Below are 22,552 nucleotides of genomic sequence, written 5' to 3'. Positions count from 1 at the left end.
AATACCAGCGACCACATACCTCGCTACGCTGCTCGAGTGCTCGGAAACGACGTCGTACATCCACCTGACCTGGCGGATCGGATTGCCGTCAGCTCGCTTGTTCGGCATTGGCTGACGGCACTTGCCGGGGTTCTTCTCGGCAGCGCCACGGCGGTCTCTGCCCTGTTGTTCTCCGTGGCTGCGGTACTCGCCCTCGCGTTGGCGCGACTCCTCGGCCGGTGGGGAGCGTCGCTGAGGGATGCGGTCGACGTAGGCGCACTCGGTCTGAGCGAGTGGGAGATTCGGCGAATCACTCGCTTCCACGGCACGCTCCACACTGATGTGGCGACCCCTCACCGCTGTCGCTGGTATCTCGGAACACGCTGGACGATAGGGCTACTCGGCATCGGCGTGGTCCTGCTGCTGGCGCTGTGTCTCGTCGTGGCTGGCTCGATGATCTCGGCATGGGTGCTGAGCGGCGGCTGGGGCCTGATCGAGAACTCCGACCGGGTCGACGGCGGACTCGTAGCGCTGGTGTCGCTGCCCGGCATCCTCTTGACCTTCGTCGCAATCGTCGGAGTAGCAGGGGTGGGATCGTTGGACCGCTGGTTCGCCGTCCAAGTACTCGGCCGACAGTCGGATCGGTTGCTGCACCAGCGGGTAGCCGAGCTGACGAGCAGCCGCGATCACGTGGTCGATGCCATCGACGACGAACGCCGCCGTATCGAGCGCGACCTGCACGACGGCATACAGCAGCATCTGGTGGCCCTGGGGATGCTCATCGGCCGAGCCCGCCGCGCCGAGAAGCCCGACAAGGTGCACGAACTCCTCACCCAGGCCCAGGCCACATCACTCGAGGCGATCACCGAGCTACGCGAGGTCGCCAACCGGGTGTACCCGATCGCACTCGACAAGGATGGACTGCGTGCATCTGTCGAGGCGATGGCCGACCGGGCCAGTGTTCCCATCCGAGTCACCTACGACCTGACGGACAGGTTGCGACCCGCGGTGGAGTCGGTCCTCTATTTCGTCATCTCGGAGGCCGTCACCAACGCAGCCAAGCATGCGTGCCCGAAACTGTTGGAGGTCAACGTCACTCACCAGAAGTTCGACCGCGTGCTGGCCACCGTCACCGACGACGGACCCGGTGGAGCCGATCCGTCCGGCACCGGCTTGTCCGGGCTGGCCCGCCGCGTCGCCGCCGTCGACGGCACGCTGAGTGTGCACAGCCCGGTCGGCGGCCCGACTGTCGTGACGGCGAGCGTCCCGTGCGGGTGATCGTCGCGGAGGACTCGACGTTGTTGCGTGAGGGTCTGGTCCGTCTGCTCGTCGACGAAGGCCATGACGTGATCGCGTCCGTGGGCGACGCCGATTCGCTCCTCGCCGCAGTCGCACGGGATCGTCCGGACATCGTCGTCACCGACGTGCGAATGCCCCCGGGTCACAGCGACGAGGGACTGCGGGCAGCGCTGACGATTCGCCGTCGCTGGCCGGAGGTGGCCGTGCTCGTACTGTCCCAGTACGTCGAGAACCGTTACGCGGCAGAGCTGATCAGCGGATCAGGCGGCAAGGTCGGGTATCTGCTCAAGGACCGCGTCGCGCAGGTCGACGAGTTCTTGGATGCCTTGGACAGGGTGGCCGATGGCGGAACGGCCTTCGATCCGGAGGTGGTGCGACAGCTGCTGTCACGCACCAGCCGATCGAATCCCCTCGATCGACTCACTCCGCGCGAACGCGATGTGCTCGAGCTGATGGCGCAAGGTCTCACCAATGCGCGAATTGCAGCTGATCTGTACATCTCGGTGAGCTCGGTCGAGAAACACATCAACGCAGTGTTCGACAAACTCGGATTGGCGAACTCCACCGGTATGAGCCGCCGAGTGATGGCTGTGGTGGCGTACCTGCGCACCTGAACTGCACAGCAGAGTATCCGCGCCAGTGATCAATTCACCATGCTCGTCGGCGCTCCTCCACGCTTGTACGTTTCCAAGACCATGGCCGTTTCCACCGAGTTGACATTCTCCAGCCAGGAGCCATGGGTGACGAACTCGTAGAGGGCCTCCTCGCTGGGCATCGACACGGTGGCCATGATCTGGCGGTCGCCGACCATCACGCTGACGTAGCGCACCGATGGCGAATGGCCGAGCGCGTCGGCTACGGCTTCGACATAGGTGGGTCGGGCGGACACCCACAGCACAGCTTCGACCGGAAGTCCCAACAACGCCGGCTCCACGATGGCCCGAATGATCACATCACCGTCGCGTCTGAGCTTTTCGATTCGCCGTCGCACCGTGGTGTCCGAGAGGCCGCAGAGCCTGGACAGTTCTTCGATGGACCGCCTGCCGTCGAGCGCAAGCGCCTTCATCAACAGATCGTCGACCCTGTCGACCTCGGTTCTGCCGCTCGCCACATCCACATTCTGAACACGGTGCTCACCGAGGAGGGCGTTCACCTCGTTGTCTGTCAACACATCCGGTCGCCATCTCGAAATGGTGTGTGTCGGTCTCAGCACCGGTTGGGTGGTGGTCTTGACAATGCCGCGAACGCCCGGAAGTTCCTCGAACACCAAGTTGTTCAGATGAGTTCGAGGACTGTCGAGGATCACCACACAGTCTGGGCTGCCGGTGAGAATGTGGACGAGAAAGCTGTCGCTGCGTTGGGTGAGAGCCCGGGCGACGATTCGCGACTGACCGAGCTCGCAATGCGCACCGACGATGGTGTTGCCCCGAGCGCGCGGTCGCGCAGCGATGACGACCGCTCGGTCGCCCAGAAGTTTGGTCCCGCGACGAGTGACCGTCCGCTCCGATTCTCCGAGGACATCGGCGATGAATCGCCACGACGCTCTGCCATCGACTTGCAGAGCGCACGCAATCCGTCGATCCATGGCGTCGAGGGGCAGATGCCCTCGCGGGCGACTCGCTTCGGTCATCAGCCAACAATACGGCGAAAACAACCGATATAAGCCGATGTCTTGAGAAAATCTACTGAAGTACGCAGCATTGTGAACCAACCCACAGCGGATCGAGCCGCTGAAGTCGGGTCACCTTCGACGAGGAAGCCATCATGTCCGATATGCAAGTGAAGTCCGTCGGTATCGATTCCCCCACCAGCTGGCGGACGAAGCTGACCCATCTGGGTCCAGGTCTGATTCTCGCCGCAGCCAGTGTCGGTGCCGGCGACATGATCACCTCGATCTCAGGAGCGGCAACCTACGGGATGGGTTTGCTGTGGGTAGCGGCGCTCGGACTTCTGGTGAAATTCGGGATCACCGAAGCTGTCGGTCGCCACTACATCGCATCGGGAGCGACGATCGTGGCGGGTGCACGCACCGTGGCAGTGTGGCTCCCGTACCTGCTGTTCGGGTTCTTTCTCGTCGTCGCGGTGGTGTTCGGCGCAGGTCTGTCTTCGGTTGCTGCGTTGGCACTCTCGACCCTCGTACCGTCGATACCTGTGGTGCCCGCGTCGATAGCGATTTCGGTGCTGGCTGCAGCCATCGTGCTGCGCGGCCGATACTCGGCGCTCGAAGCCACGATGAAATGGTTCATCGCACTCAAGTTCGGCCTGATGGTCGTCCTCGCCGGCATCACCCTCGTGCAGCTCGAGGACTGGGGCGCATTCTTCGGCTCGATGAGGCCCGCCTTCCCCTCCGGATCACTGATAGACGTGATCGCTCTGATCGGTGGGGTGGGCGGCACCGCAGGAATAGCGGCATACAGCTACTGGGTGCGCGAAAAGCAATGGAACAGCCCGAATTGGCTCCCGATGATGCGACTCGACGCAGCGACGAGCTACCTCATCATCTTCGTATTCGTCGTCGCCACAACCATTGTCGGGACCGGTCTCGTCTACGGAACCGGACGGTCGGTGAAGGGAACAGACGGACTTGCAGCGCTTGCCGACCCCCTCGGCGCAGACCTCGGATCGGCGACACGCATTCTCTTTCTGGTCACCTTCTTCGTCGTGGTCTTCGCAGCCCTGATCGGCGGATTCAACGGATTGTCCTACCTGCTGGCCGATTCACTACGCACAATCCGACGAGTCCCGCTCGATGCCGTCGAAAGCTATGTATCGGAGAAGAGCTGGGTCTTTCGCAGCTTTGTCCTGTTGTGTCTGCTGTCGTCGGTTGCGATCGTCTTCACCGGCCGACCGGTCGCACTGGTACTGGTCTACGCCGCAATCGGATCGCTGGTGCTGCCGATCCTCTCTGCGTGCCTGCTGGTCATGCTCAACCGTCGCGATATCGCTCCGAATTTGCGCAACGGACTCGCATCGAACGCGGTGCTCACCACCGCACTCGTCTTGTTCGTGGTGCTGGCTGCCGTGCAGATCGTGGAGAGCTTCTGATGGCAGACGTGCACTATTGGACGGCGCGTGAGCAGGCCGCCGCAATCAAGAATCGCGACATCTCTGCCGAGGAACTCGTGTCCGCTCATCTTTCACGCATCGAGGAATGGAACCCGTCGATCAATGCGATCGTCACCTTGGATCGAGACCATGCACTCGAACTCGCGCGAAAGGCCGACGCGCACACGATGTCCGGCGAGCCCCTCGGACCCCTTCATGGGTTACCGATCGCACACAAGGACACCCTCGACACGGCGGGTATGCGCACCACCTACGGGTCCCCGATATTCGCCGATCACGTCCCGTCCCGCAGTCAGCTCGTCGTCGAACGCACCCAATCCGCCGGCGCGATCTCGATCGGAAAGACGAACGTTCCCGAACTGGGGCTCGGATCGCACACCGTCAATCCCGTCTTCGGTGCCACTCGTAACCCGTACGATCGCTCCCGGAGTGCGGGCGGAAGCAGTGGCGGTGCGGCCGCCGCGCTGGCCGCCGGCTTGATTCCGATCGCCGACGGCAGCGACACCGGTGGCTCGCTTCGCAATCCGGCATCGTTCAACAACGTTGTGGGCCTTCGCCCGACGGTCGGCCGCGTACCCATCTGGCCCACCAAGGTCGCGTGGGGTCAGCTATCTGTCCAAGGCCCGTTGGCTCGCACCGTCGGCGATGTGAGACTTCTTCTGTCGGTGATGTCGGGCTCGGACCCTCGGAGCCCGATCAGTTTCGACGACGAGAATCCAGAGTTTCTGTACGACAACGACGTTCGCGGTCTCAGGGTCGCCTGGGCACCGACCCTCGGCGGCCTTCCCGTCGACCCGTCGGTCTCATCGGTATTGACCCCCACTGTCGACGCATTGGCCGGATTGGGTTGCCACGTGGAGATGGCGTGCCCAGACTTGACCGGGGCAGACGAAATCTTCACGACCCTGCGCGCGTGGCAGCTCGAACTCAGCTACGGACGACTGCTCGAGAATCATCGAAACTCGCTGGGCGAGGACATCAGGTGGAACATCGAGCAGGGACGCCTCCTCAGCGGCCCCGATCTGGGCCGGTGCGAAGTGCTGCGCACCGAACTCGTCGCCCGCATGGGTGCATTTTTCGACGATTACGACCTGCTGATCGCCCCGGTCAGTCAGGTACCGCCTTTCCCCGTGGAGTGGCGCTATCCCACCAGTATCGACGGAGAGCAGATGCACACGTACCTGGACTGGATGAGATCTGCGTACCTGATCTCATCCACCGGTTGCCCCGCGATGTCGGTACCCGGCGGATTCACTGCAGGCGGTCTCCCGGTGGGGCTCCAGATCATCGGTCCTCACCGCGCCGAAGCGCGCCTACTGCAACTGGCGCAGGCCGTCGAAACCCTGACCGCTTTCGAGCAGCGACACCCCGATCCGCAGTGAGAGGTTGCTGACCGCGGATCACCACCGATCGACGTGCAACACCGTCTCGATCGGATCCCGCGGAGCGACCTTGAAGGTCTCCCCTGTGTAGTACGCCGTGGGGATCAGCGCACCCTGATGGAAGTCCTCGGGGATGCCGAGCAATTCGGAGATCTCTGCTTCCTTGGCGAGATGGATTGTCGTCCAGGCTGTTCCGAGACCGCGCGCCCGTGCAGCAAGGGCGTAGTTCCACACCGCAGGTAGCAGGGAGCCCCACAGACCGGCTTGGTTGCCGGCCGGAAGGGTCTTGCCGGCCTGGATGCACGGAATCAGCAGCACCGGAACCTCACCCATGTGCTCGCCGAGCCAGCTCGCACTGTCTCCGACGCGCTTCTGGACCGATGCGCGTTCCGGATCGTCGGTGAACAACGCCGACGCGGAATGCTTGGACGCCTGATACGCGGTGAACAGCTCACCGTAGATCGCGCCGATGCGTGCACGCAGATCAGGATCGGTGACGACAATCCACTGCCACCCCTGCTTGTTCGACCCGGACGGAGCCTGAAGAGCGATCTCCAGACATTCCTTGATCAGCTCCATCGGAACCGGCCGCGTCAGATCGAGGCGCTTGCGGACTGTACGCGTCGTGGTCAGCAGCTCGTCGGGAGTCAGGTCGATGATCGGAAAGGAAGTCACTTCTCGATCATGCACCATTCGGTGACCGCAGTGCCCTGTCGACCAAATCTTGGTTCGCTGCATCCCAGTACGCACTCATGGACTTGCCCCCGTGCCCGTCATTTTCGTCGACGACAAGTGTCGATCCGGGCCACTCCCGGTGCAGACGCCACGCAGTGACAGCGGGTCCGGACACGTCGCGTCGACCGTGGATCAGGACGCCCGGGATACCTCGCAGACCGTCGGCACGGTCGAGCAGCGGCGGATCACAGAACCCGTCGTGTGCCCAGTAATGCGTGGCCAGTCGCACGAAGGCCAGGCGGAACCGGTCATCCTCCCACCTGGGATTTCGCCGGATACCGCCGGTGCCGATCGAGATGTGGACGTCTTCCCACAATGCCCACTCTCGGGAAGCCCTGTCCCGCAGGGCAAGATCGTCCGAGTGCAGCAGTTGGGCGTAGGCGTCGACTATTCGTCCGTGTCCGCGGTGGTAGCCGACGCCGGCCTGCTCGGCGAAGGTGGCGAAACGATCCCACGCTTCGGGGAAGATCGCGCCGACGCCCTCGGTGATCCAGTCGACCTCCTCGCGGCCGGTCGTGGTGACGGCGAACAGGACGACGCCGAGGACACGCGTCGGATGCGCGAGGGCGTAGGCGACGGCGAGGGTGGATCCCCAGGACACGCCGTTGACGATCCACGCCTCGACGCCGAGGTGCTCACGCAGGGCTTCGATGTCGGCGATCAGATGGGCAGTGGTGTTGGTGGACAACGATGTCGAGGGATCGGACGCGTGCGGAGTGGACCGTCCACACCCACGCTGCTCGAATCCGACCGCTCGAACTTTCGAGAGGTCGAAGTGACGACGAAACTGGCTCGCGTTCAGAGTCCCACCCGGACCGCCGTGCAGGTACACCGCCGGCACGCCATCGGACGGACCCCACTGCTCCCAGTAGAGGTTCTGGCCGTCCCCCACATCCAACATTCCGTGCAGCGTCGGCTCGTCGTCGAGTGTCATGCAGCCATCACATCATTGAAGGCAGCATCTGTCGGATCACTGCCCACGCGGACGCGTCGACCCACGACGGATTCGATAGCTGCGGTGAGCGGAACACCTCGAGGGTCGACAGTGCTGCGATGGACTGAATGCTCGACGCAAGGATCGGCTCGTCGAACAACACAATGTCGGTGGCTACCTTCCACTGCGGACCCGAGACCGGGGTACCGGTCAAGGTGCCGGCACCCCAGATTCCGCGTCGCGGATGGCTACTGACCCAGAACAGGACCGGTTGGCCGGGCACCATCAGTCGACTGCGGTAGTTGTCGGCGACGCACCAGTGCTCATGCGCATTCCCTGACGCGACCATCGGTGCCAAGTCGGTCTTGTGCGGATTGCACTTGATCACCCATGCGCCGAAAGTCTGATCAGTTATCGCCCGAGCAGTCACCATTGCCAGTGTAGGAACTCAGGCCACCGCGTCGTTGCCCTGGGCTGCCGAGACCACCAGATTGTTTGCTGTGAGCCCGTTTCCGTTCTTGACGGCGTCGATCCACTGATCCGTCGTCGCCACCGCTGCGAAGTTCGACTGGTAGAGCACCATCAACGCCTTGTGCAGTTGTTCGGCCGACACGGTGCCAGCCTCGTTCGATAGGTTGATCGCGCCGGTGGCGTCGGACAGGATCTCGACGGTCAGGTCCAGCGCCTCGGCGTCGGCGCTGGAGGCGAGGTCGCAATTGTTGGTCATGTAACCGACGATCGTGACGGTGTCGATGTTGTTGCCCTGCAGCCACTTCGCGACGCCAGTACCGGCGAACACGCTGCTGTACTTCTTCTCCACCCGCTCGAACGAGGGCTGCACGACGGCCTGAATATCGGGGTGCAGCTCGTACGTCGGGGTGCCCTTGACGAAAGCGGGCGAACCTTCGGGCATCTCGTGCTGCACGACGGCCACTGGAACATCCTGCGCCACAGCCGCTTCGATGGCGCGGACGATATTGGCCAACGACTCCTTGCGCGGCGGGTACTGAATCTTCAGCACTCCCTCGAAGTACTCCTGCTGGACATCGATGACGATGAGGGCTCTGCGCGGTGCGGTCATGGGCGTTCTCCTTCACGTGGCGTTCTCGGTCGATACCCATACTTCGTCATCGACCTTGCATCCACGAGTGGCACGGATGCATACTTTCGATGGAATTGCGCCAACCCGTCGATCGGAGTCCCATGCGCATCGCGCTGTACGTGTTCGACGGCATGACGATGTTTCATCTCGCCGCCCCACTGATGGTGTTCGGCGAGGTGAGTCGACTTGGACTCGCTCACGACTGGGAGACGCGCGTGTGGTCCGACGCACCTGGGTCGATCCGCACCGAGGAGGGCTTCCCCGTCGGCGACATCGCAGGCCCCAGCACCGTCGCCTGGGCCGACATCGTGATCGTGACGTCGTGGCCGGAGTCGTTGCCTCACATAGGCACTGACTTCTCGAACGCACTCCGAGGAGCACATGAACGAGGGGCAGAGATCGCAGGACTGTGCCTCGGTTCGTTCGCGGTAGTCGATACCGGGTTGCTCGCCGGCCGGCCTGCCGTCACGCACTGGACCAAGATGACCGAGCTACGGGAGCGAAATGCAAACGCCGGCGTCGACGAATCGGTGCTCTACATCGACCACGGCGACGTGATGACCTCCGCGGGCACCGCGTCGTCGATCGATTCCTGCCTCCACATCGTCCGCAAGCACCTCGGTTCGGCTGCGGCGACCCGGGTAGCACGCAGCCTGGTGGTCGCACCCCATCGCGACGGCGGACAGGCACAGTACATCGAACGACCGGTCATCGAGGCATCGGGAGATACCGCGATCGCGGACGTGCTTCAGTGGGCGTTGGAGCGACTGTGTGAGCCGTTGCCGATCGAGCGACTGGCAGACCATGCGCGCATGAGCCGTCGCAGCTTCATCCGTCAGTTCCAGCTCGAGACGGGGTCCACCCCGGCTCGCTGGGTGCTCGACAAGCGACTGAACGAGGCCAGGAGCCTGCTGGAGACCACCGATCGCAGCATCGACAACATCGCTGCCCTGTGCGGATTCGGCAGCGCCGTGACCCTGCGTCAGAACTTCCGCTCGGCATTCGCGGTGACACCGACGGCCTATCGACGGCAATTCGCCGTCGGTTGTGCGCCCACAGAAGCGGTCGACAGGCAAGGATGAGCGACGTGATACTGTGGATAGTTGCCGGAGTAGAACTCGCCGCCATCATCGCGCTCGGTGTGGTCTTGATCGTGTCGCGTCGAAAGTTGAAGCACACGCGTCGCGCGCTAGACCGCGCTCTCGAATCTCAGCAACGCCGTAAGCGACGCGGCCTGGTGCCCTTCGCGATCAGAACTGCCTTCCACACCACGGACTTACTCATCAACAAGGGCTTCGGTGCCACGGTCCGCAACTCCGTCGAAGACCTCGCGGGCTGGGCCAAAGTCGAACGCCCCGATCTGGCACGCATGACCGCCGACGGCGACATCGTGGTGATGTTCTCCGACATCGAAGGATCCACCGCACGCAACGAGGAACTCGGCGACCGCGGATGGGTGAAGCTGCTCGAGAAGCACAACAAGCTCATCAACAAACACGTCGACGACCACGGAGGTCACGTGGTGAAGAGTCAAGGCGACGGCTACATGATCGCATTCTCCGACCCGGGCCAGGCGGTGCGCTGCGGAGTGAAAGTGCAGGAGGCGCTGCTGAAGAACCCCGACCGCTGGGACCGCATCCGCGTCCGAATGGGCGTCCATGTGGGCAGTTCGGTGCGACGCGGCGACGACCTGTTCGGCCTCAACGTGGCCATGGCAGCACGCGTCGCGGGACAGGCCGACGGCGGCGAAATTCTCGTCAGCGAACCGGTGCGCAATGCCATCGGGGCAGCGCACGATCTGACTCTCGGAACGCCCCGCGACGTCGAATTGAAAGGAATGAGCGGAAGTTTCCAGTTGTATCCGGTGGTCGTGGTCCCTCACGACCAAATAATGCAGTTGGAGTGACACTCTCCGAGTTCGGACGCGTACACATGGCCGAGGGCAAAACGGGCTCTTCTACCGGCTGCTGTTTACAGATCCCCCTGCACCAAGCCTTATGTCCGGAAGCCTGCGCGTGCAATGGCACCTGACACTTGGCAAGCGACGAGCTGTTTCACTCGGGACCGAACAGTTTGACGTAGGTGGCCGCCGCACGTTCCCTGAGCTGTTCGCCCGAAAGATCCTCCGGGCTCTCACGAAGCACCGGATCCGAAAGATAATCGTCGACATCGAAAAATAGTTTTTCCAGAATTATGAACTCACTACCCTGCACCTGACTTCTATCATTGGTGAAGGTGCGAATATATTCTGCCTCGAAATCATCTGCCGAAATCTTTTCTTGCACAAATGACTCGATTATCTGCCTGTATTGGCTCAGCATTGCTTCGACTGATCTCTTGTGCTCCGTCACTATCCCCCCAAGATCTTCGTGTCAGAGCGCATCGCTGACTTGTGAACGCAGACCAACGAGAGATCGAAACTATCCATCTCGACTCAACTGACGAAGTTTTACCAGCGCCGTGGTCGCACAGGTAAGCAATTGTCCTGCGTCCAGATCGTCATCACCACGCAACCTGTCCTCGGCAACGTAAGCGTCCACGTCGCCGAACAGACCGTTGACGATCTCGGACACTTCCCTTTCGAGTATCCCCGGCGTCCGCTTCACCAGCCTCAGATATGCCTTCTCAAAGACATCGGCGGTGTTCCTCCCATCTACGAAAGCCTCGATAGTGGGAATGAAAATCAGGGCCTGCTCGGCCGCCCTCCCGATAGCACTCATCAGTACAGTCCCCCCTCACCGGATCGTTCCGCGTCCGAGCAATTGCAAGTTGCATTTCGACGCCTCGGAGTACGAGCGGCGCGGCGGCCGCGGCGGCCCGCATTCGGGCCAACCCTGCGGACCTCGTGTCGTCCGACATGCGCTCCCCCGTCTGCGCCGCCGCTGCTCGCCGAAAATCGACGCTCGTAGAATTGGACGTCGGCCAAGCCCAATCGGTTCCAACGAACCGCACTCGGTACCACCGAGAATCGGCCTAGGACGAAGCTTTGGTCAAACCAGCACACGTTGCGAATCCGGCTATACAGCACACTGATCGGAGTGAGACTTGCTTGTCACCCCAATACGAATGAATGGTCCACTCACAACGTCTGAGCGCGTGAATGGACCATTCATTCCATGGGGGTGAGCCAGGGAGCTACTGCTTGGCCGACTCCAGAGCCTCGTTGAAGGTCTTGGACGGGCGCATCACTGCCGCGGTGGCTTCGGGGTCCGGGTAGTAGTAGCCGCCGATGTCGACTGCGTTGCCCTGAACCTCGTTGAGCTCGGCGACGATCTTGTCTTCGTTGTCGGACAAGGTCTTCGCCAGCGCGGCGAAGTGCTTGGCGAGCTCGGCGTCCTCGGTCTGCGCGGCCAGTTCCTCGGCCCAGTAGAGGGCGAGATAGAACTGGCTGCCACGGTTGTCGAGTTCACCGGTCGAACGCGACGGACCCTTGCTGTTCTCGAGCAGCTTGCCGGTGGCGGAGTCGAGCGCCTTGGCGAGGATGGTCGCCTTGACGTCGCCGGTCTTGGTGCCCAGATCTTCGAGGCTCACTGCCAGAGCCAGGAACTCGCCGAGCGAATCCCAGCGCAGGTGGTTCTCCTCGATGAGCTGCTTGACGTGCTTGGGAGCCGAGCCACCCGCGCCGGTCTCGTACAGTCCGCCGCCTGCCATCAGGGGAACGATGGAGAGCATCTTGGCGCTGGTGCCGAGCTCGAGGATCGGGAACAGGTCGGTGAGGTAGTCGCGCAGGATATTGCCGGTGGCGGAGATGGTGTCGAGTCCGCGGACCAGACGCTCCATCGTGTACCGGATCGCGCGAACCTGCGACATGATCTGGATGTCGAGGCCCTCGGTGTCGTGATCCTTCAGGTACTTGCGCACCTTGCCGATCAGCTCGTTCTCGTGCGGGCGGTACGGGTCGAGCCAGAAGACGACCGGCATTCCGGACTCACGTGCACGCGTCACCGCGAGCTTGACCCAGTCCTGGATCGGGGCATCCTTGACGATGCACAGACGCCAGATGTCGCCCTCTTCGACGGTCTGGGTGAGCAGCACCTCGCCGGTGGCCTTGTCGGTGATGTTGGCGATGCCGGCCTTGGGCACCTCGAACGTCTTGTCGTGCGAGCCGTACTCCTCGGCCTTCTGCGCCATCAGTCCGACGTTGGGGACGGTGCCCATCGTCGTCGGATCGAACTGGCCGTTGGTCTTGCAGAAGTTCACCATCTCCTGGTAAATCCGGGAGAAGGTCGACTCGGGGTTGACGGCCTTGGTGTCCTTGGGACGGCCGTCCGCTCCCCACATCTTGCCGCCGGCGCGAATCATCGCAGGCATGGACGCGTCGACGATGACGTCGCTGGGCGAGTGGAAGTTGGAGATGCCTCGAGCGGAGTCGACCATCGCGAGCTCCGGACGGGTCTCGTGACACTTGTGCAGGTCTTCGATGATCTCGTCGCGCTTGGACGCCGGGAGCGTCTCGATCTTGGTGTACAGATCGGACAGGCCGTTGTTGACGTTGACGCCCAGCTCCTCGAAGAGCTCGTTGTGCTTGGCGAACGCGTCCTTGTAGAACACTCGCACGGCGTGGCCGAACACGATGGGGTGCGATACCCGCATCATCGTCGCCTTGACGTGCAAGGAGAACATGACGCCGGTGTCGTAGGCGTCCTGCATCTCGTGCTCGTAGAAGTCGAGGAGCGCCTTCTTGCTCATGAACATCGAGTCGATGACGTCACCGTCGGTGAGCGACACCGTCTCCTTGAGGACGATCGGATCGCCGTCGGTGGGCAGCAGTTCCATCTTGATCTCGCGGTCGCCGTCGACGACGGTCGACTTCTCACCGTGGTAGAAATCGCCCTCGCGCATGTGCGCAACGTGGGTGCGCGACGCCATCGACCACTCGGTCATGCTGTGCGGGTGCTTGCGGGCGAATTCCTTCACGGCCTTCGGGGCACGACGGTCCGAGTTACCCTCGCGCAGAACCGGATTGACCGCGCTGCCGAGGCACTTGGTGTACCGGTCGCGGATTTCGCGCTCTTCGTCGGTCTTCGGATTGCCGGGGAAGTCGGGAATCGCGTAGCCCTTGTCCTGCAGTTCCTTGACGGCTGCGAGCAACTGCGGCACCGAGGCACTGATGTTCGGCAGCTTGATGATGTTGGTCTCGGGCAGCTGCGTCAGCTTGCCCAGCTCGGCGAGGTTGTCGGTCACTCGCTGGTCTTCGTTGAGGTAATCGGGGAACTCGGCGAGGATGCGGTTGGCAACGGAGATGTCACTCGACTCGACGTTGATCTCGGCCGCGCTGGCGAAAGAACGTATGACCGGCAGAAACGCGTGAGTCGCCAGCATGGGCGCCTCGTCGGTCAGGGTATAGATGATGGTCGGCTTCTTCGCAGTCATGTTTCGCCTTTGCCTCAGTTTCAACGTCGTCTTTTGGATGCGTCCACTGTCGACTTTAATCTTTGAACCCGCCGCTGTGCGTCCCAGTGGGGTATCACTCCACCTGCGGTTCCAAGTTACCGACCAGTAGGGCGCTCAAAGGTTTTCGCAGCGTTCCTCGATCAGCCCCTGACCACCGCCGGAGCATCCGATTTGCCCGAATAGGAACAACAACCCCCTTCGCGGCCGTTGAACCGGATATGACGACCTACAAAACTGTCAATCCTGCCGATGGCACAACCGTCAAGGAATTCGAGACTCTCGATACGGCCGGCGTCGAGCGCGCACTCGCCGACGCCCACGCCGGGTTCCAGACGTGGCGCAAGACCTCACCGAAGCACCGCGCCGAGATTCTGCACAAGGTCGCCGACCTCTACACCGAGCGTTCCGAGGAACTGGCCCGAACGATCTCGCTCGAAATGGGCAAGCCGCTGACCGAGTCGCAGGGCGAGGTGGAACTGTCGTCGAACATCTACCGCTACTACGCCGACAACGGCCCCACCCTGCTCGAGGACGAGAAGCTCGACGTACCCGGCGCGGAAGACACTGTGCTGCAGCGCAAGCCGGTCGGCGCGCTCGTCGGCGTCATGCCGTGGAACTTCCCCTACTACCAGGTGGCCCGGTTCGCAGGCCCGAACCTGATGGTGGGCAACACGATTCTGCTCAAGCACGCACCGAACTGCCCGCAGTCGGCACTGCTGATGGAAGAGATCTTCCAGCAAGCCGGACTCCCTCAGGACGCGTACATCAACATCTTCGCGACCAACGAGCAGATCGCCGACATGATCGCCGACCCACGCGTGCAGGGCGTCTCGCTCACCGGTAGTGAGCGAGCCGGAACCTCCGTCGCCGAAACCGCAGGACGCAACCTCAAGAAGGTCGTCCTCGAACTGGGCGGATCGGACGTGTTCATCATGCTCGACTCCGACGACATGGACGCAACCGTCGAGTCCGCGACTCGGGCGCGGCTGTCCAACGCAGGTCAGGCCTGCAACGCTGCCAAGCGCATCCTCGTCGCCGAGGAGTTCTACGACGACTTCGTCACCAAGCTCGTCGCATCCTTCGAGGCCGTGCAGACCGGTGACCCGTTGGACGCGAACACCACCCTCGGCCCGCTGTCGTCGCAGACCGCGGCCGACACGTTGATCGAGCAGATCGACGACGCCGTCGCCAAGGGCGCGACACTGCTGACCGGCGGCAAGAAGATCGACGGACCGGGTGCATTCGTGCAGCCGACACTGTTGACCGACGTCACCCCCGACATGCGGGCGTACAGCGAAGAGCTGTTCGGACCGGCCGGAGTGATCTACAAGGTCGAAAGCCCGCAGCAGGCAATCGAATTGGCGAACTCCTCGCCCTACGGCCTGAGCGGCTCGGTGTGGAGCACCGACCTGGACAAGGCCCGTGATGTGGCCGAGCAGCTCGAGGTCGGTATGGCCTTCGTCAACGAGCACGGCACCACCCTCCCCGGCCTGCCGTTCGGCGGCGTCAAGCGCTCCGGCGTCGGCCGTGAGCTGGGACCGTGGGGCATGGACGAGTTCGTGAACAAGAAACTCGTGCGCGTCTCCGCGAAATAAGCACCATCTCGACCGACGCTGCTCCCCGGCCCCGCGGCCGGGGAGCAGCTCGTCTGTCGGTACGTCCGATCTGCTAGGTCTGCCGAATTCGGCTGTAGTTGACCACCTGATCGGCCACGACCAAGGCAGACGCGAGAAAGACCGTGCCGAGCAGAATCCAGAACGCCAGGGTGACGTCGGGAGCCCACAGCGCCATGACCGACAGTGACGCACCGACGATCGACGGCACCCCGATGTAGGCACCGATCAGCACCGACCCGCCCAACACCGTGGTGATCGCGATCCGAAGCGCTGCACCGCCGAGCGAACGCTGTCGGACCTGCCCGGTGAACAGCCGAACGGTGACCCAGACGACGATGGCGAGCAGGACCGCCACGGCCGCGAAGATGACACCCAACACCATCGGAGCCGACGACGACGGTAGGCCGGTGGTCGACCCGTCGATGACGAGCGTGGTGAGATTTCTTCCCACCGCGGCGATGTGTTCGGCTTCGATCTCGCCGTATCGATTGGTGGCCAACACCATTGACCTGTCGAGGGCGGGCACGAATGCCACGTAGGTGTAGTAACCGGGGACGGCTCCGGAATGCCACCACACGTCCTGGCCGGCGATCTTCTCGTGAAACAGTCCGTCGCCGTACTCGGTGCCCTCGCCGGTGTCGACCTCGGGGGCTGTGTCCTCCCCGCCCTGCAGTTGGCCCAGTCGCCAGGATGCGTAGCGTCCGAGATCGCCCGTGGAGCCCGCGAGGTAGCCGTAGCCAAGACCAGCCGAATCGACACCGACGTCGATGGGTCGGGCCGAGCCGAAGAACGGCACATGACCCGGTGGAACATCGTCGGTGAACTGCTCCGGATCGGTGATGGCGGACGTCTCGGCAGGCGCGAGGACCTCGGCGTCGAGCGCATCGGCGAACGACTCCCCCGTCACCGACTCGACGACTGCCTGCAGGAGCAGATAGTTCAGGCTCGAATACCGGAACGATCCACGTTCGGTCGTCCCCGCCGGTTGCGAGATGGTCGCGACTGCGTCGACGGCCGAGCCGCGGCGGGACCAGTCGTCGGTGACCGTGATGTCGTGCGGCAAGCCGCTGGTGTGGTGCACCAGGTCGTCGACTGTCGTTGCCGGATCGCCCAGCATGTCCCGCGCTCGCGGAACGATGTCCACGACGGGCGTGGACTCGTCGAGTGCACCCTGCCGTTCCAACCCGACGACAGTGGCCGCCGTGAACTGCTTGGACACCGAGCCCCACACGAACGGTGTCGAGGCATCGACGGGCTCGCCGTTGCCGTCGACACCGCTCGATGCTTCCGCCACCGCCGCGTCCGAGTCGAGAACCTGGACCGACATTCCCGGGGCTCCGATCTCGGCCGCCCACCCGTCCACTGCATTCTGCAGCTCCGCGTTCGACAACGACACTGCCGCAGCAGGACCGGGCGCGAGCCCGAGAAGGAAGGCCAGAGTCACCAGCACTCCCACGACGAGTCGTCGGGTACCTGCCGCTACGGTCGCCATCCTTCTCGAGCTCCTGTCCGTGATGTGATCGGCCGGCCTGGTGGTCAGTGATGCCCCGCGCCGTCGAGCGAGCGCTTCCACACGCCGGCCCCCAGCAGCCGCAATGCGGCAGGGACGAGAATGCCGCGAACGACAGTCGCGTCCAGAGCAATTGCCGCGGCGAGCCCGACACCGAGCTGCTTCATCTCCGGCGTCGGCAACAGCGTGAACATCGCGAAGATCACCACCATTACGGCCGCAGCCGCAGTGACGGGCGGTGCGGACCGGACCACACCCTGCCGGACGGCATCCTCGACGCCGAGGCCACGACCGAATGCTTCGCGCACCCGAGTGAGGATGAAGACGTGGTAGTCCATCGACAGGCCGATGAGGATGACCAGCATCATCACCGGCAGCAAAGTCACCACCGGGCCGACGTACTCCGATCCGAACACCGCTGCACCCCAGCCGTACTGGAACAACAGCACCAGGATGCCGTAGGACGCGAGCACCGACAGCAGATTCAGGCCCACACTCAGAGCGGCCAGCCCGACACTGCGGAAGGCGAGGTAGATCAGCGCGAAAGCGACCAGCAGGACGATCGGGATGACGATCAACAGATCACGCGACGTCGATTCCGAGACATCGACGCTGACCGCGGTCTCACCACCGACGAGGATCTCACGATCACCCGCGAACTCCGGAACGAGGTTGCCTCGCAACTCGTTCAGAGAATCCCTCGCCGATTGCGCGTCGATACCGTCTGCGTCGGTGCCGATCTCGATGCGCGCCACCGACTCGTCCGTGGAGATCTGAACCTCTCGTACCTGCCCGTCGAATCCGGGCAGCCCGGCCGCGTCCTCGGCGATGTCGGTGAGGACCGCCGAGGTACCGGCGACGTCACCGCCGGTCTCGGTGACCACGGTATGGCTGACGCCGTACAGCGGGAACTGCTCGGAGACGTCGTCCAGCGTGCGCAGCGTCTCGAAGGTGCGCGGCATGCTGTCGGTTCCCGGAAACTGCAACTTCATGGTCGCGACCGGTGCTGCCAACACGACCATCACGGCCAGTCCGGCGAGCAGCGCAGGCACCGGGCGCCGAACGACCGTGCCCGACAGACGACCCCAGAACCCTGTCTCCTCCGCCGCGTCGTCCGGGGTCTTGCCGAACAACTGCTTGACGACTCGTCGACGCCCCAACGCCAACAGCGCCGGGAGCAAGGTGATCGAGGCAAGCATCGCGGCGACGACGACGAGAATGATGCCGAGTGTGAGCGAGTGGAAAATCGGCGATTCGGTCAGGAAGGCTGCGATCACCGACACACCGGTCACCAGACCGGCCACCAGAACCGAGCGCACCGTCATCGACACTGCGATCGTGGCGGCCGCGTCGGCGTCACCGGATCGGGCGAACTCCTCGCGGGCGCGTCTGACGAAGAACAACGAGTAGTCCACGCCCAGAGCGAGTCCCATCAGCAAGATGACACTCATCTGGTTGCTCTCCATGGGCACCAACAACGACGTCGGCCCGCTCCAGAGGATGGCCAGTGCCACCACGGCGAGGCCGGTGACAAGCGGGATCAACGTGGCGATCAGACCGGCGAACACGAGGAACAACACGACGGCCGTGACGGGGAGGCTGAGCATTTCCAGCAAGACCAGTCGCTCACCGTAACTGGTGGTCACGTCGGCCTGCACCGAGATGGGCCCGGTAGCCGATATGGCAGCACCCGGGTTGGCCTCGCGGGCGCTCTCGATCGCAGACTCGATCCCCTGCACGCGCTCGGACGGCGATGCCTGCTCATCGGGTAGCAGCACCTGCAGAACCCGTTGGTCCCCGGCAGCGGCCGTCAACTTCTCCGGAGGCTCCTGCGCCGTCCCCGCCAGCGCCGCGGCCAACTCGTCCGCGATGCGATCGGAGTCTCCCGCCGAGTTGCCCTGCACCAGAATGGTTTCGGTGCGCGAGGACAGGAAGTCCGAGCCCGTTTCCAATTGCTCCGCCGCGCCGGACTCGCCGACGAACCCTTCCGCAGGAGACAACTCGGACATACCGAGTCCCACGTATGCGCCGGCCGACAACACCAGCGCCACAAGCCATCCCGCAAGCACTGCGAGACGATGACGGTAGCTCCACCTGGCCACTCCCGCGAATCGCTCCAGGATGGAGCCATCCCTCTTCGCGCCCTCGATCGGGGGCCTCTCCCTTGTGGTCACCATGACATCTCCTCCTGTCCACGGCTCGACGCCGATGCGCCGACCGACAGACGATTCGTTTCTCTGTCCACGACCGACGCGATCTCGCGCACGGTCAGTCCCTCCACTACATCCGCCAACTGCAACCGCACCCCGAACTCACGGGCGATGCCGTTGACCAAGCGCGCGACCAACAAGGAGTGGCCGCCCAGCGCGAAGAAATGGTGATCGGTACCGATCTCCTCGATTCCCAGCAGACGTCGCCACAGCGTCAACAACCGCTCCTCGGTATCGGTCTCCGCCGCCCGGCCCGCGGTGGTACCGGCAACGAAGTCGGTGATCACCGGCGCGGGCAACTTCGCGACATCCAACTTCTGGCCGACGGTTACTGGGACCTCGACCACGTTCACCAGAGCGGCAGGCACTGCGTGGCGCGGCAGCGTGCGATAGAGCTGCGACCACAACTCCGCACGATCGACATCGACATCGTCGAAGGTGGCGAAATATGCGACGAGAACATCGAGGTCCGTGCCGCCGACCGTGGCATGGGACCACCGGATCCCCGGGTGCGACGCGATCGCTCGTTCCACCTCGCCGAGCTCGAGCCGGTACCCCCGCAACTGCACCTGGTCGTCGGCGCGGCCGTGATAGACGAAGCGGTCGCCGGCGTCGGTACCGACGATGTCCCCGGTGAGATACAACCGATCACCGTGACCGGCCGGGTCCGGGACGAACGCTGCTGCGGTCGCGCGCGAGTTTCCGAGGTATCCGTGCGCGAGCTGGTCGCCGCCCACCGCAAGCTGTCCGAGGCCGTCGACCGAACCGACACCGTCCGCGACCGGCAGTACCGCCGTTCGCACACCCGACAGAGCGGGCCCGATGGACGTTCTCGGCTCGGCGAGATCCTGTTCGACGAGTTCGCCGCCGGTACAGGACACCGTGACCTCGGTCGGGCCGTACCAATTGACGAGTCGGCACCGGCCGAAAGACGGTGCGGCCATGACGTCGGCGAGCCTGCCGCCGTCGGAGGCCTCACCGCCCACCAGCAACGATCGCAGCGCCAGCCCGCCCCCGATTGCCTCGTCGTACGCGCCGAGTTGATACGCCGCGGACGGCGTGGTCGAGAGCACGGACGCACCTGTCTGCGCGAGCAGCTCGTGCAGCCGAGCAGTATCGGCCGCAACACCTTCCACGACGAGGACTGCGGTGGTACCTGCCTCCACCGATGCGAACAGTTCCCACACCGACAGATCGAAGGCAGCGGACGAACGCGCAGCCACGACATCGGATGTCGAGAGGGCGACGACCCCGCGGGCCGCGTCGAGAAAGGCCAGCACGGCTCGGTGCGGCACCAGAACGGCTTTCGGCGTACCCGACGTCCCGGACGTGGTGATGATGTACGCGGGGTCGTCGATGCTGCGCGGTGAGGGCGACACCGGCTCGAACGAACCGAACAGGAAGACGACGGCGTCGCCGAGTGCCATGGACGGGCGTCCGCGCCAGGACGCCGGATGCAGGTCCTCCCACACCACCATGGCGGCCGGCTCGACGGTCTCGAGCAACAGCGCTTCGACCGCCTGCGGACTGTTGTACGGGATGACCGTGTACGCGGCACCGGCACCGAGAATGCCCAGCAACGTCGGTAGCAACCAGGAGTCGCGGCGGCCTTTCACGGCCACGACGTGCCCGCGGCCGACGCCGGCACGCAACAGGGCCTCGCGGACCTGTGTGCTCCGCTGTAGGAGTGCGGTGACGCTCAATTCACCGTCCACGCAGAGCTGCACGGGACGGACACCGAAACGCTCCGAGAGCCCGGTGAGCACGAGTTCGTCGACGGAGGCTGTCACGAGCGACCCACCGCCGTCAGTGACCGGGTCACTGCATCGAACGACAGTGCCAGTTCCTGCTCGGTGACCAACAGGGACGGACGCCAACGAATCGACCGCGTCCCGCACGGCAGGAGCACAGTGTCGTGTTCGTCCAATGCGATGCCGAGCACGGCGTCGCGCAGCTCGCGCGAGGACAGTGAGACGGCTCCCCACAAGCCCCGTGAGCGGGCCGCAGTGACACGACCGCCCGAGGAACTCACCATCGCGTCGAGTCCGGCGCGCACGAAGGGGCCCATCGCCGCCGCTCGCGCGATCACGTTCTCTCGCGCGATGTATTCGTAGAGCAGTGCGAAGCGCACCAGATCCACCAACGAACCGCCCCAGGTCGAGCTGATCCGACCTGGTACGGCGAACGCATTGGTGTCGAGATCGTCGACGCGACGGCCACCGATGACCCCGCACACCTGCAACCGCTTACCGAATGCCACCAAGTCCGGATGCAGTCCCAATGCCTCGTGCGCCCACCTGGCGCCGACTGTGCCGCCACCGGTCTGGACCTCGTCCGCGACGGTGAGGACGTCGTGCTCGACGCACAACGACTGCACGGCCCTGAGGAATGCAGCACCCAGGTGTCGGTCACCGCCTTCCCCTTGAATCGGCTCGTAGACGAAGCACGCGATTCTGTCACCGTCGGCGACGAGGGTCGCTTCGATCTCGGCGAGTGTCCGACGTTCGGCCGCACTGAGCTCGGCTCGGTCGGCTTCGTCACCACCGTCCTCACCGCGAGCCGGGGCTTCGATTCTGGGCCAGTCGAATTTGGGAAACCGCGCCGTCTTGGCCGGATCGGTATTGGTCAGAGACATGGTGTAACCGCTGCGACCGTGGAAGGCCCAACGAAGATGCAGCGCTTGCAGTTTCGATTCGTCGGTGCCTGCACGCTGGGATTTCCAGTCGAAGGCGACTTTCAGTGCGTTCTCGACGGCAGCCGCACCACCGTCTATGAGGAACAGATGCGGCATGTCCTCCGGCATGAGCAGGCGACGAAAGGTCGAGACCGAATCCGCCAGTACGCGGGACGCGAAGTCCGGGTTCGAGGGCTTCATCTTGGCTGCTGCCAACAGCTTTCGCTCGGCTTCGATGTGCGCGAGCGGTGTGGGATTGTGGCCGAGCGGGGACGACGAGAAGAACATCCCCATGTCCAGGACCGGTCGCCCGGCTGCCTCGTCCCAGAGGTAGGAACCGGACGAACGCTCGATGTCGATGGTCATCGGCAGGAAATCGCCCACGAGGGTCCTGGCCAGCGACGCGGGGACTCCCGACGCGGTATCGAGGACGGTCATCACGCCACCCCCAGCGCGCGGCGTAGCGACAAAGGGCGGATGTCGGTCCACACCAGTTCGATGTGGTCCAGGCACGCCTCACGGTCGCCGGTGAATCCGACCTCGTACCACCCCAGCGGCAGTGGTCGCTTCGCCGGCCAGATCGAATGCTGTTCCTCGTCGTTCCGTACGACGGTCCATTCGGAAATGTTGTCCTGCACTGTGATCCCCTGT

20 protein-coding genes are annotated in these 22,552 nt (G+C 63.8%); 7 read left to right on the top strand and 13 right to left on the bottom strand.

The genetic code is table 11. From position 1 onward, the window contains the following. Nucleotides 1-36: 36 nt before the first annotated feature. On the top strand, nt 37-1,257 hold the full coding sequence (locus AB0366_RS23635) for a histidine kinase (protein ID WP_366246123.1): 1,221 nt from the start codon (nt 37-39) through the stop codon (nt 1,255-1,257). Beyond that, nucleotides 1,248-1,892, top strand: coding sequence for a response regulator transcription factor (locus AB0366_RS23630; RefSeq protein ID WP_366246121.1), 645 nt, complete (start codon nt 1,248-1,250; stop codon nt 1,890-1,892). The genes AB0366_RS23635 and AB0366_RS23630 overlap by 10 nt, the downstream gene beginning before the upstream one ends. A 29-nt stretch (nt 1,893-1,921) precedes the next feature. Here AB0366_RS23630 and AB0366_RS23625 read toward each other — a convergent pair whose 3' ends face one another. Continuing rightward, nucleotides 1,922-2,908 carry an Lrp/AsnC family transcriptional regulator gene (locus tag AB0366_RS23625; RefSeq protein ID WP_366246120.1) on the bottom strand — a complete coding sequence of 329 codons (987 nt, stop codon included), beginning with the start codon at nt 2,906-2,908 and terminating at the stop codon, nt 1,922-1,924. A gap of 134 nt (nt 2,909-3,042) precedes the next feature. Between AB0366_RS23625 and AB0366_RS23620 the strand changes: the two genes are divergently transcribed. Then, the gene (locus AB0366_RS23620; protein ID WP_366246119.1) at nt 3,043-4,323 is read left to right on the top strand and encodes an Nramp family divalent metal transporter; all 1,281 of its coding nucleotides are present in this window, start codon (nt 3,043-3,045) and stop codon (nt 4,321-4,323) included. Further along, nucleotides 4,323-5,726: an amidase gene (locus tag AB0366_RS23615; RefSeq protein WP_366246118.1), complete on the top strand. Its 1,404-nt coding sequence runs from the start codon at nt 4,323-4,325 to the stop codon at nt 5,724-5,726. The genes AB0366_RS23620 and AB0366_RS23615 overlap by 1 nt, the downstream gene beginning before the upstream one ends. A gap of 18 nt (nt 5,727-5,744) precedes the next feature. Here the strand turns inward: AB0366_RS23615 and AB0366_RS23610 are convergent, their stop codons facing one another. The 4 genes from AB0366_RS23610 to AB0366_RS23595 are packed head-to-tail and all read right to left on the bottom strand — an operon-like array spanning nt 5,745 to nt 8,476. After that, nucleotides 5,745-6,401 (bottom strand): nitroreductase family protein, encoded by a 657-nt coding sequence (locus AB0366_RS23610; protein ID WP_300515034.1) that lies wholly within the window; start codon nt 6,399-6,401, stop codon nt 5,745-5,747. Between the two features lie 7 nt (nt 6,402-6,408). Then, a complete protein-coding gene (locus tag AB0366_RS23605; RefSeq protein ID WP_366246116.1) occupies nt 6,409-7,395 on the bottom strand; it encodes an alpha/beta fold hydrolase in 987 nt (328 codons plus the stop codon). 7 nt (nt 7,396-7,402) lie between these two features. After that, nucleotides 7,403-7,828, bottom strand: a complete 426-nt coding sequence (locus AB0366_RS23600) for a hypothetical protein (protein WP_366246115.1) — start codon at nt 7,826-7,828, stop codon at nt 7,403-7,405. A gap of 15 nt (nt 7,829-7,843) precedes the next feature. Next, entirely contained in the window at nt 7,844-8,476 is a 633-nt protein-coding gene (locus AB0366_RS23595) for an isochorismatase family protein (RefSeq protein ID WP_366246114.1), read from the bottom strand. Nucleotides 8,477-8,598: 122 nt separating this feature from the next. Between AB0366_RS23595 and AB0366_RS23590 the strand changes: the two genes are divergently transcribed. Both AB0366_RS23590 and AB0366_RS23585 read left to right on the top strand, forming a co-directional pair. Next, nucleotides 8,599-9,579 (top strand): helix-turn-helix domain-containing protein, encoded by a 981-nt coding sequence (locus AB0366_RS23590; RefSeq protein WP_366246179.1) that lies wholly within the window; start codon nt 8,599-8,601, stop codon nt 9,577-9,579. Next, complete coding sequence (locus AB0366_RS23585) at nt 9,576-10,403, top strand: adenylate/guanylate cyclase domain-containing protein (RefSeq protein WP_366246113.1); 828 nt, start codon at nt 9,576-9,578, stop codon at nt 10,401-10,403. Before AB0366_RS23590 ends, AB0366_RS23585 begins: the two co-directional genes overlap by 4 nt. 148 nt (nt 10,404-10,551) lie before the next feature. Here the strand turns inward: AB0366_RS23585 and AB0366_RS23580 are convergent, their stop codons facing one another. The 3 genes from AB0366_RS23580 to AB0366_RS23570 all read right to left on the bottom strand — a co-directional run bounded on the left by AB0366_RS23580 (nt 10,552) and on the right by AB0366_RS23570 (nt 13,870). Further along, the gene (locus tag AB0366_RS23580) at nt 10,552-10,848 is read right to left on the bottom strand and encodes a colicin immunity domain-containing protein (RefSeq protein WP_366246112.1); all 297 of its coding nucleotides are present in this window, start codon (nt 10,846-10,848) and stop codon (nt 10,552-10,554) included. 69 nt (nt 10,849-10,917) lie between these two features. After that, the gene (locus AB0366_RS23575) at nt 10,918-11,217 is read right to left on the bottom strand and encodes a colicin immunity domain-containing protein (protein ID WP_366246111.1); all 300 of its coding nucleotides are present in this window, start codon (nt 11,215-11,217) and stop codon (nt 10,918-10,920) included. Nucleotides 11,218-11,632: 415 nt separating this feature from the next. Continuing rightward, nucleotides 11,633-13,870, bottom strand: a complete 2,238-nt coding sequence (locus AB0366_RS23570; RefSeq protein ID WP_366246110.1) for an NADP-dependent isocitrate dehydrogenase — start codon at nt 13,868-13,870, stop codon at nt 11,633-11,635. A 239-nt stretch (nt 13,871-14,109) separates the two neighbouring features. On the opposite strand from AB0366_RS23570, the gene AB0366_RS23565 reads away from it, so the two are divergent. Beyond that, on the top strand, nt 14,110-15,486 hold the full coding sequence (locus tag AB0366_RS23565; protein WP_366246109.1) for an NAD-dependent succinate-semialdehyde dehydrogenase: 1,377 nt from the start codon (nt 14,110-14,112) through the stop codon (nt 15,484-15,486). A 73-nt stretch (nt 15,487-15,559) separates the two neighbouring features. Here AB0366_RS23565 and AB0366_RS23560 read toward each other — a convergent pair whose 3' ends face one another. From AB0366_RS23560 to AB0366_RS23540, 5 genes are read right to left on the bottom strand one after another with little or no spacing between them, the layout of a single operon-like run. Next, the gene (locus tag AB0366_RS23560) at nt 15,560-16,999 is read right to left on the bottom strand and encodes a serine hydrolase (RefSeq protein ID WP_366246108.1); all 1,440 of its coding nucleotides are present in this window, start codon (nt 16,997-16,999) and stop codon (nt 15,560-15,562) included. 44 nt (nt 17,000-17,043) lie between these two features. Next, nucleotides 17,044-19,194 carry an MMPL family transporter gene (locus tag AB0366_RS23555; RefSeq protein ID WP_366246107.1) on the bottom strand — a complete coding sequence of 717 codons (2,151 nt, stop codon included), beginning with the start codon at nt 19,192-19,194 and terminating at the stop codon, nt 17,044-17,046. Then, a complete protein-coding gene (locus tag AB0366_RS23550; RefSeq protein WP_366246106.1) occupies nt 19,188-21,017 on the bottom strand; it encodes a non-ribosomal peptide synthetase in 1,830 nt (609 codons plus the stop codon). The genes AB0366_RS23555 and AB0366_RS23550 overlap by 7 nt, the downstream gene beginning before the upstream one ends. Continuing rightward, nucleotides 21,014-22,339 (bottom strand): aminotransferase class III-fold pyridoxal phosphate-dependent enzyme, encoded by a 1,326-nt coding sequence (locus AB0366_RS23545; protein ID WP_121873129.1) that lies wholly within the window; start codon nt 22,337-22,339, stop codon nt 21,014-21,016. The genes AB0366_RS23550 and AB0366_RS23545 overlap by 4 nt, the downstream gene beginning before the upstream one ends. Continuing rightward, nucleotides 22,339-22,539 (bottom strand): MbtH family NRPS accessory protein, encoded by a 201-nt coding sequence (locus AB0366_RS23540; RefSeq protein ID WP_231893662.1) that lies wholly within the window; start codon nt 22,537-22,539, stop codon nt 22,339-22,341. The genes AB0366_RS23545 and AB0366_RS23540 overlap by 1 nt, the downstream gene beginning before the upstream one ends. Nucleotides 22,540-22,552: the final 13 nt, after the last annotated feature.

Source organism: Rhodococcus sp. NPDC076796, from assembly GCF_040702765.1.
Lineage (GTDB): Bacteria > Actinomycetota > Actinomycetes > Mycobacteriales > Mycobacteriaceae > Rhodococcoides.
This window is presented reverse-complemented; position numbering and strand designations above follow the sequence as displayed.

Coding starts and splice junctions, on each gene's coding strand:
- AB0366_RS23605 (WP_366246116.1), bottom strand. CDS start 7,395: ATGACACTCGACGACGAGCCGACGCTGCACGGAATGTTGGATGTGGGG.
- AB0366_RS23625 (WP_366246120.1), bottom strand. CDS start 2,908: ATGACCGAAGCGAGTCGCCCGCGAGGGCATCTGCCCCTCGACGCCATG.
- AB0366_RS23620 (WP_366246119.1), top strand. CDS start 3,043: ATGTCCGATATGCAAGTGAAGTCCGTCGGTATCGATTCCCCCACCAGC.
- AB0366_RS23560 (WP_366246108.1), bottom strand. CDS start 16,999: ATGGCGACCGTAGCGGCAGGTACCCGACGACTCGTCGTGGGAGTGCTG.
- AB0366_RS23555 (WP_366246107.1), bottom strand. CDS start 19,194: ATGGTGACCACAAGGGAGAGGCCCCCGATCGAGGGCGCGAAGAGGGAT.
- AB0366_RS23600 (WP_366246115.1), bottom strand. CDS start 7,828: ATGGTGACTGCTCGGGCGATAACTGATCAGACTTTCGGCGCATGGGTG.
- AB0366_RS23595 (WP_366246114.1), bottom strand. CDS start 8,476: ATGACCGCACCGCGCAGAGCCCTCATCGTCATCGATGTCCAGCAGGAG.
- AB0366_RS23545 (WP_121873129.1), bottom strand. CDS start 22,339: ATGACCGTCCTCGATACCGCGTCGGGAGTCCCCGCGTCGCTGGCCAGG.
- AB0366_RS23615 (WP_366246118.1), top strand. CDS start 4,323: ATGGCAGACGTGCACTATTGGACGGCGCGTGAGCAGGCCGCCGCAATC.
- AB0366_RS23570 (WP_366246110.1), bottom strand. CDS start 13,870: ATGACTGCGAAGAAGCCGACCATCATCTATACCCTGACCGACGAGGCG.
- AB0366_RS23575 (WP_366246111.1), bottom strand. CDS start 11,217: ATGAGTGCTATCGGGAGGGCGGCCGAGCAGGCCCTGATTTTCATTCCC.
- AB0366_RS23590 (WP_366246179.1), top strand. CDS start 8,599: ATGCGCATCGCGCTGTACGTGTTCGACGGCATGACGATGTTTCATCTC.
- AB0366_RS23585 (WP_366246113.1), top strand. CDS start 9,576: ATGAGCGACGTGATACTGTGGATAGTTGCCGGAGTAGAACTCGCCGCC.
- AB0366_RS23565 (WP_366246109.1), top strand. CDS start 14,110: ATGACGACCTACAAAACTGTCAATCCTGCCGATGGCACAACCGTCAAG.